Origin of the sequence: Microbacterium sp. UMB0228, from assembly GCF_002871415.1 — a bacterium.
Lineage (GTDB): Bacteria > Actinomycetota > Actinomycetes > Actinomycetales > Microbacteriaceae > Microbacterium.
Genome location: NZ_PNFU01000001.1, coordinates 377,309 through 391,902 on the forward strand (window position 1 = coordinate 377,309; position 14,594 = coordinate 391,902).

Annotated in this window: 13 protein-coding genes and 1 riboswitch; of the genes, 5 read left to right on the forward strand and 8 right to left on the reverse strand. The window is 70.8% G+C overall.

Annotated features, from left to right (window positions below; genetic code table 11):
• Positions 1–73 precede the first annotated feature (73 nt).
• A riboswitch (ZMP/ZTP riboswitch) is annotated at positions 74–158 on the forward strand.
• A 38-nt stretch (positions 159–196) separates the two neighbouring features.
• Positions 197–1,471 (forward strand): serine hydroxymethyltransferase, encoded by a 1,275-nt coding sequence (gene glyA, locus CJ226_RS01915; protein WP_062635962.1) that lies wholly within the window; start codon positions 197–199, stop codon positions 1,469–1,471.
• The gene (locus tag CJ226_RS01920) at positions 1,468–2,346 is read left to right on the forward strand and encodes a bifunctional methylenetetrahydrofolate dehydrogenase/methenyltetrahydrofolate cyclohydrolase (RefSeq protein ID WP_102208152.1); all 879 of its coding nucleotides are present in this window, start codon (positions 1,468–1,470) and stop codon (positions 2,344–2,346) included. The genes glyA and CJ226_RS01920 overlap by 4 nt, the downstream gene beginning before the upstream one ends.
• 80 nt (positions 2,347–2,426) lie before the next feature.
• On the opposite strand, the gene CJ226_RS01925 is transcribed toward CJ226_RS01920, so the two are convergent.
• The 7 genes from CJ226_RS01925 to CJ226_RS01955 form a co-directional block, all read right to left on the reverse strand.
• A complete protein-coding gene (locus CJ226_RS01925) occupies positions 2,427–3,149 on the reverse strand; it encodes a DUF6882 domain-containing protein (protein ID WP_102208153.1) in 723 nt (240 codons plus the stop codon).
• 102 nt (positions 3,150–3,251) lie between these two features.
• Positions 3,252–4,055, reverse strand: a complete 804-nt coding sequence (locus tag CJ226_RS01930) for an HpcH/HpaI aldolase/citrate lyase family protein (RefSeq protein ID WP_102208154.1) — start codon at positions 4,053–4,055, stop codon at positions 3,252–3,254.
• Complete coding sequence (locus CJ226_RS01935; RefSeq protein ID WP_062635970.1) at positions 4,040–4,825, reverse strand: fumarylacetoacetate hydrolase family protein; 786 nt, start codon at positions 4,823–4,825, stop codon at positions 4,040–4,042. Before CJ226_RS01935 ends, CJ226_RS01930 begins: the two co-directional genes overlap by 16 nt.
• 9 nt (positions 4,826–4,834) lie before the next feature.
• On the reverse strand, positions 4,835–6,001 hold the full coding sequence (gene hpaD / locus CJ226_RS01940; protein ID WP_102208155.1) for a 3,4-dihydroxyphenylacetate 2,3-dioxygenase: 1,167 nt from the start codon (positions 5,999–6,001) through the stop codon (positions 4,835–4,837).
• Positions 6,002–6,031: 30 nt separating this feature from the next.
• Positions 6,032–7,576, reverse strand: coding sequence for a 5-carboxymethyl-2-hydroxymuconate semialdehyde dehydrogenase (gene hpaE / locus CJ226_RS01945; protein ID WP_062635973.1), 1,545 nt, complete (start codon positions 7,574–7,576; stop codon positions 6,032–6,034).
• The gene (locus tag CJ226_RS01950; RefSeq protein ID WP_025103811.1) at positions 7,573–8,259 is read right to left on the reverse strand and encodes a GntR family transcriptional regulator; all 687 of its coding nucleotides are present in this window, start codon (positions 8,257–8,259) and stop codon (positions 7,573–7,575) included. The genes hpaE and CJ226_RS01950 overlap by 4 nt, the downstream gene beginning before the upstream one ends.
• Positions 8,256–9,728 (reverse strand): fumarylacetoacetate hydrolase family protein, encoded by a 1,473-nt coding sequence (locus CJ226_RS01955; RefSeq protein ID WP_102208156.1) that lies wholly within the window; start codon positions 9,726–9,728, stop codon positions 8,256–8,258. The genes CJ226_RS01950 and CJ226_RS01955 overlap by 4 nt, the downstream gene beginning before the upstream one ends.
• Positions 9,729–9,871: 143 nt before the next feature.
• Between CJ226_RS01955 and CJ226_RS01960 the strand changes: the two genes are divergently transcribed.
• A complete protein-coding gene (locus tag CJ226_RS01960; RefSeq protein ID WP_102208157.1) occupies positions 9,872–11,251 on the forward strand; it encodes an MFS transporter in 1,380 nt (459 codons plus the stop codon).
• Between the two features lie 57 nt (positions 11,252–11,308).
• Here the strand turns inward: CJ226_RS01960 and CJ226_RS01965 are convergent, their stop codons facing one another.
• Positions 11,309–12,016, reverse strand: coding sequence for an IclR family transcriptional regulator (locus CJ226_RS01965; RefSeq protein ID WP_102208158.1), 708 nt, complete (start codon positions 12,014–12,016; stop codon positions 11,309–11,311).
• Between the two features lie 128 nt (positions 12,017–12,144).
• On the opposite strand from CJ226_RS01965, the gene CJ226_RS01970 reads away from it, so the two are divergent.
• The gene (locus CJ226_RS01970) at positions 12,145–14,007 is read left to right on the forward strand and encodes an FAD-dependent monooxygenase (RefSeq protein WP_102208396.1); all 1,863 of its coding nucleotides are present in this window, start codon (positions 12,145–12,147) and stop codon (positions 14,005–14,007) included.
• A gap of 93 nt (positions 14,008–14,100) precedes the next feature.
• Positions 14,101–14,481, forward strand: a complete 381-nt coding sequence (locus tag CJ226_RS01975) for a VOC family protein (protein ID WP_025103820.1) — start codon at positions 14,101–14,103, stop codon at positions 14,479–14,481.
• Positions 14,482–14,594: the final 113 nt, after the last annotated feature.

Below are 14,594 nucleotides of genomic sequence, written 5' to 3' on the forward strand. Positions count from 1 at the left end.
CGAAACGATTCTGCAGACGGTGGGCACGATGACCGAAACGGCCGCGTGCGTGGCGGCTCGCATCGGCTATGCTCGTAACCGTCGCGACTGGCGTCTGGGTGGACAACCACCGGGGAGCGACTGACCACGGAATTCGACCGCGCGCCTGGGCCGATAGGAACACCCTTTTCGAATCCGTCGTCAAAAGGAGCACGTCATGACCGACCGTTACTTCAACGCCCCGCTCTCCGAGGTCGACCCGGAGATCGCCGAGGTCCTCGATCGCGAGCTGAAGCGTCAGCAGACCTTCCTCGAGATGATCGCCTCGGAGAACTTCGTCCCCGTCTCGGTCCTGCAGTCGCAGGGCTCGGTGCTCACCAACAAGTACGCCGAGGGCTACCCCGGCCGCCGCTACTACGGCGGCTGCGAGGAGGTCGACGTCGCGGAGGAGCTCGCCATCTCCCGCGCCAAGAGCCTGTTCGGCGCCGAGTTCGCGAACGTCCAGCCGCACTCCGGTGCGTCCGCGAACGCCGCGGTCCTGCACGCGATCGCCCGCCCCGGCGACACCCTGCTCGGCCTTTCGCTCGACCAGGGCGGCCACCTCACGCACGGCATGAAGATCAACTTCTCCGGCCGCCTGTACGACATCGTGGCCTACGGGGTCGACGCCGAGACCTCGACGATCGACATGGACGAGGTCCGCCGCCTCGCCATCGAGCACAAGCCCACGGTCATCATCGCCGGGTGGTCGGCGTACCCCCGGACGATGGACTTCGCCGCGTTCCGTGCCATCGCCGACGAGGTGGGCGCGATCCTCTGGGTCGACATGGCGCACTTCGCCGGTCTCGTCGCGGCAGGTCTTCACCCCAACCCGGTTCCGCACGCGCACGTCGTCTCCTCGACCGTGCACAAGACCATCGGCGGCCCGCGCTCGGGCTTCATCCTCACCAACGACGCCGACCTCGCCAAGAAGATCAACACCGCGGTCTTCCCCGGCCAGCAGGGCGGTCCGCTCATGCACGTGATCGCGGCGAAGGCGACCGCCTTCAAGCTCGCCGGCACGCCGGAGTTCAAGGAGCGCCAGGAGCGCGTGCTGCGCGGGGCGAAGCTCATCGCGGAGCGCCTGTCGCAGCAGGATGTGAAGGACGCCGGCATCGCGGTGCGCTCGGGCGGGACGGACGTGCACCTCGTGCTCGTCGACCTCCGCGACGCCGAGATCGACGGCAAGCAGGCGGAAGACCTCCTGCACGACATCCACATCACCGTGAACCGCAACGCCGTGCCGAACGACCCGCGTCCGCCGATGGTGACCTCGGGCCTGCGCATCGGCACGCCCGCGCTCGCGACCCGCGGTTTCGGCGACGCCGAGTTCACGGAGGTGGCCGACATCATCGCCCTCGCGCTGCTCCCCGGTGCCGACATCGAGGCGCTCCGCGCCCGCGTGGACGCGCTCGCCGCGGCCTTCCCGCTCTACCCGGACCTGCAGCAGTGACCGCGGTCGTCCTCGACGGCAAGGCGGCGGCGGCCGAGATCCGCGCCGAGCTGACGGAGCGGGTCGCCGCGCTGAAGGAGAAGGGCGTCACCCCCGGCATCGCCACGGTGCTGGTGGGAGCCGACCCCGCCTCGCAGCTCTACGTGGGCATGAAGCACCGGCAGTCCGAGGCGATCGGGATGAACTCGATCCAGCGCGAGCTGCCGGCCGACGCCACCCAGGCCGACGTCGAGGCGCTGATCGACGAGCTCAACGCCGATCCCGCTTGCCACGGGTACATCGTGCAGCTGCCGCTACCGAAGCACCTCGACACCGACGCGATCCTGGAGCGGATCGATCCGGCGAAGGACGCGGACGGGCTGCACCCGACCAACCTCGGGCGCCTCGTCCTCAACGTCAACGCGCCGATCCACACGCCGCTGCCGTGCACCCCGCGCGGGGTCATCGAGCTGCTGCTGCGCAATGACTACGACCTTACGGGCAAGCACGTCGTGGTCGTCGGCCGCGGTGTCACGATCGGGCGGTCGATCGGGCTGCTGCTGACCCGTCGCGACCTCAACGCCACGGTTACGCTGACGCACACCGGCACGGTCGACATGCCGCGTTACCTGCGGGAGGCCGACGTGATCGTGGCGGCCGCGGGGGTCAAGCACCTCATCCGCGCCGAGGACGTCAAGCCGGGAGCCGCGGTGCTGGACGTGGGGGTCACCCGCGAGACCGATCCGGAGACCGGCAAGAACCTCGTGTTCGGTGACGTCGCTCCCGAGGTCGCCGAGGTCGCCGGGTACCTGTCGCCGAATCCGGGAGGGGTGGGGCCGATGACCGTCGCCCTGCTCATGACCAACGTCGTCGAGGCGGCCGAGCGGACGGTCTGACCTCCGCACCGCGTCGCAGATTCACGCGAACGCCGCAGGGATCCCGGGGATACCTGCGGCGTTCGTGCGATTCTGCGGACTCAGCCCTGACCGTGCAGCGAGCTCTCCACGCCGCTGATCCGGGCCTGCTCGTCGAAGCGGATCGTCGCGGTGCCCGAGGCATCCGTCACCGTGGCGCCGGAGAAGGACTCGTCCGTCCAGGTGAGGGTCCAGCCGGCGAGACGCGCGAGGTCCCAGACCGCCGTGCGGGCGTCGGGGAGGGACGTCTGCGCGAGGGTGCGGGGCAGGGCCGCCACCGTGTCGGCGACCGTGAGCGGGGCGAGCGGGGCGTCGAGCAGGAACACCGCGCGGGTGCCGCCGTCGACGGGGGCCGAGTAGTAGGGGGAGCGCCCGGTGAGCTCGACCGCCACGCCGCCGATCGTGTGCGCCGCGCGGGCGATCCAGTCCGCGTCGCCCGCGGCATCGGCCGGGAACGGGACCTCGGGGGCGGTGAGCTCGGCGATCCCGTGCTGCTCGCCGTACGCGCGGAGCTGCGCCGCGACACCCTGGGGGTCGCCCTGGGGATGCGCCCACGCCCACAGCAGCGAGCGGGGACCGGGGGCGATCGTGGCGATGAGGTGCGCGCGGGTCACGAGCTGCCGGGTCGGGTCGTCGTTCGCGGTGAAGGTCAGCGTCCCCGCCGCGAGGTCGGCGTCCCACCGGTGCTCGCCGAGTGCGGCGGCGGCCGCGGAGAGGGCGTCCTGGCGGAGCGCGGTGAAGAGGGCGGCACGGTCGGCCAGGGGCTGCAGCGGGGGGAAGGTCATGCTCACAGTCTCGCCGGGATTGCTATGAATCCGCCACTCCGCTTCGAATCGCGCACATGGCCCCATTCCGGCCGCGGATGGAGCCAGGTGCGCGACGTGAAGTCAGTAGCTGGGGCGGCCGGAGGCGTCGGAGCGGGGGAGGAAGCGGGCGGCGAGGGCCTCGGAGGCGCGGGCGAGGAGGGCGACGTCGGCGCCGACGGCCACGAAGTCCGCCCCCGCCGCGAGATACGCGTCGGCGGCGGAGGGGTCGAAGGCGTTCACCCCCACGGGCTTCCCGGCGCCCTGCACTGCGGCGAACACGGACTCGACGGCGGCGACCACGTCCGGATGCGTCTGCTGTCCGAGCAGGCCCATCGACGCGGACAGGTCCGAGGGGCCGACGAACACCGCGTCCACCCCGTCGACCGCGGCGATGTCGGCGGCGGCCTCGACCCCCGCGGCCGTCTCGATCTGCACCGTCAGCGACACGTGCTGCGCGGACTCCTGCAGGTAGCGGTCGACGCGGTTCCAGCGGGCGCTGCGGGCGAGGGCGCTGCCGACGCCGCGGACGCCCTCGGGGGGATAGCGGGTCGCGGCCACGGCGGCCCTGGCCTCGTCGGCGGACGACACCATCGGCACGATGAGGTTCTGCGCACCGAGGTCGAGCACCTGCTTGATCGCGACCGCATCGTTCAAGGGCACCCGGACGAGCGGGGTCACCGGATAGGCCGCGACCGCCTGGAGCTGGGTCAGCACGGACTCGAGCGTGTTCGCCGAGTGCTCCATGTCGATGAGCAGCCAGTCCAGCCCGGAGCCCGCGGCGACCTCGGCGAGCAGCGGGCTGCCGGAGCACACCCACATCCCCACGAAGGGACGATCGGACGCGGCGAGCTGCGCGCGGAAGGACGGGTCTAGACGAAGCGGCATGTGATGGTCCCCATCGGTCCGTAGTCGCACAGCACCTCGTCGCCGCGCGACACCCACATCGGGCGTGTGAACGATCCTGCCAGGATGATCTCGCCCGCCTCCAGACGCGCGCCGTGCTGATGGAACTTGTTCGCGAGCCACGCGACCCCGGTCGCGGGGTGGCCGAGCACGCCGGCGGCGACACCGGTCTCCTCGATCTCCCCGTTGCGGGACAGCACGCCGGGCACCCACCGCAGGTCGATCTCGTCCGGGCGCTTGCGCACCGTCCCCAGCACCATCGCCCCGTACGCGGCGTTGTCGCTGATGGTGTCGACGATCGTTCGGCCCTCGAGCTCGATGTGCGAGTTGAGCACCTCGAGGGCCGGCACGGCGTAGTCGATGGCGGCGAGGGCGTCCTCCAGCGTGCAGTCGGGGCCCTCAAGAGGCTCCTTGAGCACGAACGCGAGCTCCACCTCGATGCGGACGTTGGAGAAGTGCCCGGTGGGGATCTCCGCGCCCGACTCGTACACGGTGTCGTCGAACATGACGCCGTAGTCGGGCTCGGTGATCCCCGTCGCCTGCTGCATGGCCTTCGAGGTCAGGCCGATCTTGCGCCCGACCAGCCGACGGCCGGCCGCGACCTGCGAATCCCGCCACACGCCCTGGATGGCGTAGGAGTCCTCCACGGTCGCCTCGGGGTAGCGCGCGGTGATGCGCGGGATCACCCCGTGCGTGCGGTCGGCCTCCGCGAGCTCCGCGGCGATCTGCGCGATGGTCTCCTCAGACAGCATGAGCGTCTCCTAGAGCTGGTGGCCGAGCTTGTACTCGCCCTGCTTGTACTCGGGCATCGAGGTCTCGCCTTCGTCCGCGCGGGTGTAGGAGAAGCCGTCGGCGCCGATCGTCACGGCCATCTCGCTGGAGTCCGTGCGGGCGACGACGGGCTGCGGGTTGCCGTCGAGGTCGAGCACGAGCGAGGCGTCGGTGTACCAGGAGGGCACCACCGGGGTGCCCCACCAGTCGCGGCGCTGGTTGTCGTGCACGTCCCAGGTGACGACCGGGTTGTCCGGGTCGCCGGTGTAGTAGTCCTGCGTGTAGATCTCGACGCGGTGGCCGTCGGGGTCGCGCAAGTAGAGGTAGAACGCGTTGGAGACGCCGTGCCGGCCGGGGCCGCGCTCGATGGCGTCGGAGCGGCGCAGCGCCCCGAGCTTGTCGCAGATCGCGAGGATGTTGTGCTTCTCGTGCGTCGCGAAGGCGACGTGGTGCATGCGCGGGCCGTCGCCGCCCGTCGCCGCGGTGTCGTGCACGGTGGGCTTGCGGCGCATCCACGCGGCGTACACGGTGCCCTCGTCGTCCTGGATGTCCTCCGTCACGCGGAAACCGAGGTCCTGGTAGTGGCGCACCGCACGTGGCACGTCGGGGGTGACCTGGTTGAAGTGGTCGAGGCGCACGAGCTCGCCGGGGGTGTGCAGGTCGTACCGCCAGGACAGGCGCTCCACGTGCTCGGTGGCGTAGAAGAACTCGTACGGGAAGCCGAGCGGGTCGACGACGCGCACGGAGTCGCCGATGCCCTTCACGAAGCCGTTCTCCTGACGACGGACGTCGCAGCCGAGTTCCGTGTAGAACTCCACGGCGCGGTCGAGGTCCTCCGCGGCGCGCACCCGGTACGAGAACGCGGCGACCGCGGCGATGGGCCCCTGACGCAGCACGAGGTTGTGGTGGATGAACTCCTCGGTCGAGCGCAGGTAGATCGCCTCGTCGTCCTCCTCGGTCACGTACAGGCCCAGGATGTCGACGTAGAACTGCCGCGAGGCGGCCAGGTCGGTCACGATGAGCTCCATGTACGCGCAGCGCAGGATGTCCGGCGGGGTGCTCTTCGGCGTCGCGACGGGGTTGTCGCTCTGGATAGGGGCCTCCTGGCTCACGTAGTAGCCGGAGGAGGTGAGGGTCTTGGCGGTCTTGTCGGTCATGTCGGCGTCCTTGCTCGTCAGGGGATCGGGTCAGCTCTCGGCGTCTTCCGACGCCTCGGCCACGTCTTCGGCGAGGGCCTTCTTGCCGAACGTGGGGTTGTGCGGGGTCGAGGCGAGCGTGATGTGCACGCTCTGCTGGTCGGTGTAGAAGTCGATGGAGCGGTAGCCGCCCTCGTGGCCCAGGCCCGACGCCTTCACGCCGCCGAACGGCGTGCGCAGGTCGCGGACGTTGTTGCTGTTCAGCCACACCATGCCGGCCTCGACGGACTGCGCGAACGTGTGGGCGCGCTTGAGGTCGTTCGTCCAGATGTAGGCCGCGAGCCCGTACTTCGTGTTGTTCGCGAGCGCCAGCGCCTCCTCGTCGGAGTCGAACGGGGTGATGGCGACGACCGGGCCGAAGATCTCCTCCTGGAAGATGCGGGCGTCGGGGGCGACGTCGGCGAACACCGTCGGGGCGACGAAGTTCCCCTCCTCGAAGCCCTCGGGACGACCGCCGCCGGCGACCAGGCGGCCCTCGGTCTTGCCGATCTCGACGTAGGACATCACCTTGTCGTAGTGCTCGGGGTGCACGAGCGCGCCGACCTCGGTCTCGGGGTCGTGCGGGTAGCCGACCTTGACGCGCTGCGCCTGCGCGGCGTAGCGCTCCACGAACTCGTCGTAGATCGAGCGCTCCACGATGATGCGGGACCCGGCGGTGCAGCGCTCGCCGTTGAGGGAGAAGACGCCGAAGATGGTGGCGTCGACGGCGGCCTCCAGGTCGGCGTCCGCGAAGACCACGGCGGGCGACTTGCCGCCGAGCTCCATCGACAGGCCCTTGAGGAACGGCGCGGCGTTGCCGAAGATGATCTGCCCCGTGCGGCTCTCGCCGGTGAAGGAGATGAGCGGCACGTCGGGGTGCTTCACCAGTGCGTCGCCGGCGTCTTCGCCGAGGCCGTTGACGAGGTTGAAGACGCCCTGCGGCAGGCCCGCCTCCTCGAAGATGCCCGCCCACAGCGAGGCGGAGAGGGGCGTGAACTCGGCCGGCTTGAGGACGACCGTGTTGCCGGTGGCGAGCGCGGGGCCGAGCTTCCAGGACTCGAGCATGAACGGCGTGTTCCACGGAGTGATGAGCCCGGCGACGCCGATCGGCTTGCGGTTGACGTAGTTCATCTGCTTGCCCGGCACCTTGAAGGCGTCGTCGGCCTGGGCGACGATCAGGTCGGCGAAGAAGCGGAAGTTCTCCGCGGCGCGGCGGGCCTGACCGAGGGCCTGCGTGATCGGCAGGCCGGAGTCGTACGACTCCAGCTCCGCGAGCCGAGCGTCGCGCGACTCCACGATGTCGGCGATCCTGTGCAGCACGCGCGAGCGCTCGCGGGGGAGCATGCGCGGCCAGGGGCCTTCGTCGAAGGCGCGCTTGGCGGCGGCGACGGCCCGCTCGATGTCGGCCTTCTTGCCGGCGGCGGCCGTCGTGTAGGTCTGGTTCGTCACCGGGTCGAGCACGTCGAACGTGTCGCCGTCGATCGAGTCGACGAAGGCGCCGTCGATGTAGTGCTGGATGTGGTCGGGCAGGTCGGCGGGGATGCGGGAGTCGGTCATGATGCTTCTCCTTCGGCGGGGACGGAACGGGTGTGCAGGGCGTCGAGGAACGCGTCCCTCGTGCGCCACCGGTGGTTGCGGGCGGCGAGCTCGATCTCCAGCGGCTCGGCGCCGTCGCGGATCAGCTCGAGGATCTGGGTGTGCTCGTCGACCGAGTGGTGGGCGCGGCCGGGCACGTAGGCGAAGGTCGAGTCGCGGATGCCGGACAGCCGGGCCCAGCCGCGGTGCACGAGGTCGAGCAGGTGCGGGTTGGGGCATGGCTCGAACAGCACGGAGTGGAACTGCCGGTTGAGCTCGGTGAACGTGTGCGGGTCGAAGTGGTCGAGCAGGCGGCTCATGCGCTCGTTGACCTCGGCGGCCTGGGCGAGCGCGTCCGCGTCGAGCAGGGGAGCGGAGAGCGCGGTGGCCGCCCCTTCGACGAGTCCGAGCGTCTGCATGGTGTGGGCGTACTCGCCCTCGTCCACGAGGGTCACGCGGGCGCCGACGTTGCGCTCGAAGGTCACGAGACCCTCGGCCTCCAGGCGGCGGATCGCCTCGCGCACCGGGACCACGCTCATCCCCAGCTCCTCGGCGATCGGACCGAGGACCAGGCGGTAGCCGGGACCGTAGGTGTGCGCCGAGATGCGCGCGCGGATCCAGGCGTACGCCTGCTCCGACTTGCTGGCGCTCTCGACCGTGCTCACTTCCGCTCCGCTCCGGTGCCGGTCGCCTGCTCGTAGCGGGCGCGCCATTCGGCGTTCATCGGGAAGAGGCCGTCGACCGGGTGCCCGGCGGCGACCTGCTCGGCGATCCAGGCGTCCTCGACCTCCTGGGCCACGGCGTCGGCGGCGACCTCGGCGGCGAGAGCGGGCGGGATCACGATCACGCCGTCGCTGTCGCCGACGATGATGTCGCCGGGCTGCACGGTGGCACCGCCGCACGAGATCGTCACGTCGACGTCCCACGGCACGTGCTTGCGGCCGAGCACCGAGGGGTGCGCACCCTGCGAGAACACCGGAAGCCCGATCTCGGCGACGGCCTGGAAGTCGCGGACACCGCCGTCGGTGACCACGCCCGCCGCGCCGCGGGTCTGCGCGCGCAGGGCGAGGATGTCGCCGAGCGTGCCGGTGGACGCGTCGCCGCGGGCCTCGATGACGATGACCTCGCCTTCGGCGACCGCGTCGAACGCGCGCTTCTGGGCGTTGTACCCGCCGCCGTGGGTGCGGAACAGGTCTTCGCGGAACGGCACGAAGCGGAGAGTCTTGGCGGTGCCGACGATCTTCGCGTCCGGGAGGTTGGCGGAGACGCCGTCGATGAAGCAGGAGTGGTGTCCGCGCTTGCGCAGCTGGGCCGAGAGGCCGGCGGTGGGGGCTTCGAGGAGCTGGGCGCGGAGCTCGGGGGTGAGCGTGGGCGCGGTGTCCTCGGCGGGCAGGCCGGCGAGCTCGCGGGAGCCCCAGGCCTCGGTGCGCTGGAGGTCGTCCACGGCGGGGAGCGAGCCGAGGTCGCCGTCGAAGGGGACATCCCCCTGCGTGACCGTCGTGATCAGGCGGCCGGACGTGGGGGCGCCGGGGGCGTCCGGGGCGTCGACCTCGATCTCGACCACGTCGCCGGGGACGATGACCGACGAGCCCGCGGGGGTGCCGGTGAGGATCACGTCGCCGGTCTCCAGCGTGAAGTGCTGGGAGAGGTCGGCGACGAGCTGGGCCAGCGGGAAGATGAGGCCGGCGGTGGTGTCGTCCTGGCGGAGCTCGCCGTTCACCCAGGCGCGCACGCGGAGGGCCGCCGGGTCGACCGTGCGGGCGTCGATCAGCTCCGGACCGAGCGGGGTGTACCCGTCGCCGCCCTTGGAGCGGACGTTGGAGCCCTTGTCGTTGGCGCGCAGGTCGTAGAGACCGAGGTCGTTCGAGGCGGTCACCCACTGCACGTGGTCCCAGGCGTCGGCGAGGGCGACCCGGCGGGCCGGGGCGCCGATGATCAGCGCGATCTCCCCCTCGAACGCGAGCAGCTCGGTGCCGGCGGGGCGCTCGACCGTGCCGCCGGAGACCCCGACCGAACTGGCCGGCTTGAAGAAATAGGAGGGGTGGGCGGGGCGTCGACCGCGCTGGTCGGCCCGCGAGGCGTAGCTCAGGTGGATCGCGATGATCTTCCCCGGGCGGGCGATGGTGTCCGTCACGGATGCGCCTCCTCGCGCTCGTCAGGACGCGTTGTGCGTCGTATCCGAAATCATATATCATCGTCTCACCCCTCGGCAAGCAGATCGGATTCACGTCCGGGCGCGCCGTGACAACGCGGTCACAAGCACAAAGGAGACACCCCATGAGCGGGCAGTCACAGGGTGGGTTCACGCCCACCGGAACCATCGCGACGGCGGCCGACCGGCGTCGTGTCGTCTTCGCCACCGTCGTCGGGACCACCGTCGAGTGGTACGACTTCTTCATCTACGCCACGGCGGTCGGGCTCGTCTTCGGACAGCTCTTCTTCGCGCCGCTCGGCGCCAACAGCGCTCTCGTCGGCTTCGCCACGGTCGGTGTGAGCTTCCTCTTCCGGCCCCTCGGCGCGTTCCTCGCCGGCCACTACGGCGACAAGCTCGGCCGCAAGGCCGTGCTGATGTGGACGCTGATCCTCATGGGGGCCGCGACCGCCCTGATCGGTCTGCTCCCCACGTACGAGACCATCGGCGTGATGGCGCCGGTCCTCCTCGTGCTGCTGCGCATCGTGCAGGGCATCTCGGCTGGCGGCGAGTGGGGCGGCGCGGTGCTGATGGCTGTCGAGCACGCCCCGCGCAAGAAGCGCGGCATCTTCGGCGCCTCCCCGCAGATCGGCGTGCCGCTCGGCCTGCTGCTCGCCTCGGGCGTCATGGCGCTGATGACCGCTATCGCTCCGGGGGACCAGTTCCTCGCGTGGGGCTGGCGCGTGCCGTTCCTGCTGAGCGTCGTGCTGATCCTCGTGGGCTACTACGTCCGCCGTCGCGTGGAGGAGAGCCCGGTGTTCGCCGAGCTCGCCGAGCGCAAGGAGAAGGCGAAGATGCCGATCGTGCAGCTCTTCCGCAAGCACCTGCTGCTCGTCATCATCGCCGCCCTCGTCTTCGCCGGGAACAACGCCGTGGGATACATGACCACCGGCGGCTACATCCAGGGCTACGCCACGAACCCCGACGGACCCATCGGCCTCGAGCGCGGGCCCGTGCTGTGGGCGGTCACCGGATCGGCCGTCACCTGGCTGCTCACCACGCTGCTGGCCGGCTGGGTGTCCGACCGCATCGGCCGTCGCACGACCTACCTCATCGGCTGGGTGCTCCAGCTCGTCGGCGTGTTCACGCTGTTCCCGCTCGTCAACACCGGCGAGGTGGGGCTGCTGTTCGCGGGTCTCGCGATCCTCACGATCGGCCTGGGCTTCACCTACGGGCCGCAGGCGGCGCTGTACACCGAGCTGTTCCCCGCGAGCATCCGGTTCTCCGGCGTCTCCATCTCGTACGCGATCGGCGCGATCGCCGGTGGCGCCTTCGCGCCCACGATCGCGACGTTCATCGTCGATCAGACCGGCTCCACCGAGGCGGTCACCTGGTACCTCGCGGGCATGACCCTCCTCGGCCTCGTCGCCACGCTCCTGCTGCGCGACCGCTCGGGCATCCCGCTCGGTCCGGACCACGAGGAGGAGCAGTCCGTCAGCCCGATCCGCGGGCTTGCGAAGGTCTGACCTCCCTGCCACGAGAGCGCACGTCCCTGAGGGGCGTGCGCTCTCGTGCGTTCCGGCTCAGCCCTCGAGGGCCTCGCGGATGAGGTCGGCGGAGCGTCGGAGGCGCGCGGCGATCTCCCCGTCGTCCAGGTCGGTCGCGACGTGCACGACCGCGATCGCGGCGGGACGCTGACCGCGCAGGCGCAGCGGGACGGCGACCGACTGGACCGTGGGGATGACCTCGTCGTGGCTCGTGGCGTAGCCGCGCGCGGCGGCGGCGTCGACGTCGGCGCGCAGGGCGGGGGAGATGGCGACGGGGGCCTCCGCGCCGTCGAGCTGCGCGAGGATCGCCTTCCCGGGGGCGCCGACCGTGACGGAGTGCCGCGCGCCGGGGCGCTGGGCGACGCTGGCGACGGCGTGCCGCGGCTCGACGCTGGCGAGGGTGATGCACTCGGCCCCGTCGAGGACGGCGAGGAAGCAGGTCATGCCGAGCTCGTTCGCGATGGCGGTGAGCTCCGGCAGCGCCTCGGCCTGGAGGTCGTGGGCGACGCCGGCGGCGAGGGCGGCCATGCGGGCGCCGAGGCTCACGGCGCCGCTCGCGTCGCGGGTGACGAGACCGTGATCCTCGAGGGTGCGGAGGAGGCGGTAGGCGATGGAGCGATGCACTTCGAGGCGTCCGGCGATGTCGTCGATGGTCAGCGCGCCGCGGGCGTCGGCGAGCACCTCGAGGATGCGGATGCCGCGGCTCAGCGTCTGCGAGGCGGGGGCGGCGGGGCGCTCGGACATGGCTCTCCTTGCGATGCGCGAGGCACCGGTCTAGGCTGTGTTCAATAGTAGAACACTGTGTTCGAATATAGAACACGGTGTTCCTGGACGCAACACCCGACGAAGACGTCCGGAAGGAATCGACGACGATGCAGTTCCACCACCACGGCTATGTGTCCGGAGACCCGCGCGTGCAGGACGCCGCCGGTACCGGGATCGACCGCCCCGCCGCCCTGCCCGACGGGGTCGACGTCCTCATCGTCGGCTCCGGGCCCGCGGGCATGCTGCTCGCGGCACAGATGTCGCAGTACCCCGACATCACGACCCGCATCATCGAGAAGCGCGAGGGCCGCCTCGTCCTCGGGCAGGCCGACGGCATCCAGCCCCGCAGCGTGGAGACCTTCCAGGCCTTCGGCTTCGCCGAGCGCATCATCGCCGAGGCCTACAACATCGGCTGGATGAACTTCTGGGGCCCCGACCCCGAGCACCCCGATCGGATCGTGCGGACCACCCGCACCGCCGACTACGCCTACGACATCTGCGAGTTCCCGCACCTCATCGTCAACCAGGCCCGCGTGCTGGACTACTTCGCCGAAGCGGCGGCCGACGGCCCCGGACGGATCGTGCCGGACTACGGCGTCGAATTCCTCGGGCTCACCGTGCACGAGGAGGGCGAGTACCCGGTCGAGGTGCGCGTGCGGCACGTCGGCGCGGCCGACGAACGCGTCGTCCGGGCGAAGTACGTGGTGGGCTGCGACGGCGCCCGGAGCGGCGTGCGTCAGGCGATCGGACGCACGCACGTCGGCGCGAGCGCCGCGCACGCCTGGGGCGTCATGGACGTGCTCGTCAACACCGACTTCCCGGATTGGCGCACCAAGTGCGCGATCAATTCGAAGGCCGGCAACATCCTGCACATCCCGCGGGAGGGCGGCTACCTCAGCCGCATGTACATCGACCTCGGCGAGGTCGCGGCGGACGACGACCACCGCGTGCGCCAGACGCCCATCGAGGAGATCATCCGGCGCGCCAACGCGATCCTCCACCCCTACACGCTCGATGTGAAGCAGGTGGCCTGGCACAGCGTCTACGAGGTCGGCCACCGCGTGACCGACGGCTTCGACGACGTGGACCCCGGCGCCGACCGCAGCCCGCGCGTCTTCCTCACCGGCGACGCCTGCCACACCCACAGCGCCAAGGCCGGCCAGGGCATGAACGTGTCGATGCAGGACGGGTTCAACCTCGGCTGGAAGCTCGGTTCCGTGCTGAGCGGCCGTGCGCCCGAGTCGCTGCTCGCCACGTACGGCGCCGAGCGCCGTCCCGTCGCGCAGCAGCTCATCGACTTCGACCGCGAGTGGTCCAGCCTCATGGCGCGCAAGCCCGAGGAGATCTCCGACCCGAACGAGCTGGCCACGTACTACCTGGCGACGGCCGAGTTCCCGTCCGGGTTCATGACCCAGTACACGTCCTCCATGATCACCGGCACGGACGCCCACCAGGCGCTCGCCGTCGGGTACCCGCTGGGCAAGCGCTTCAAGTCGGCGGAGGTCGTGCGGGTCGGGGACGGCAACGTCGTCCACCTCGGACACCACGCGAAGGCCGACGGCCGGTGGCGGGTCTACGCGTTCGGCGACCGGACCGGCGAAGCGCTCTCCGCGTGGGCGGAGAAGGCGGCGCCCGTGTTCGCACGGTTCACCCCGGCGGATGCCGACGCCGACGCCGTGTTCGACGTGAAGGCCGTGTACCAGCAGCCCTTCGAGGAGGTCGAGGTCACGACGACGCCCGAGCTCTTCCAGCCGAAGACCGGCCCGCTCGGACTCACCGACTGGGAGAAGGTCTACGCGGCCGGCCCGAGCAAGTGGTGTGGCACGGACATCTTCGAGGCGCGGGAGTTGTCCCGTGACGGCGTCGTGATCGTCGTGCGTCCGGACCAGTACGTCGCCGCGATCCTCCCGCTGGACGGCGTGGACGAGCTGGCGGGCTTCCTGGACGGGGCGCTGCTTCCCGCGCGCTGAGGTCTCCGGGCGTCGTCCGCCTCTGGCGGGTGTCGGAGGCCGCGCGTACTGTGAGGGCCGACGGGTGACGGAGCCCGACAGGAGGAGTGCGTGATGGACTGGAAGATCGAACTCATCTTCGTGCCGGTCAGCGATGTCGACCGGGCGAAGGACTTCTACGTGAAGATCGGCTTCCACGCCGACCATGACCAGGTGCCGTACGAGGGGCTGCGGTTCGTGCAGATGACCCCGCCGGGATCGGCCTGCTCGATCGCCTTCGGCACAGGGCTGACCAGCGGCCTGGAGCCGGGGCAGCAGAACACCATCCAGGTGGTCGTCCCCGACGCCGACGAGGCTCTCGCACACCTGCGGGGTCTCGGGGTGGAGGCCGAGGGCGTGGACGAGCAGGACTGGGGCCGTTTCGTGCGTTTCGACGACCCGGACGGCAACACCTGGACCCTGCAGGAGCTCCCGGACTACAGCGCCCAGGGGTGACGACGGTCCCGGGCCGGGTCTCAGGTCTGGTCCTGGGGGGTCGGGTCTGGTTCGGGTTCGTCCCGGGTCTGGTTCGGTTCCGGGGGCTCGGGGTCGTGTGCGGTCACAGATGC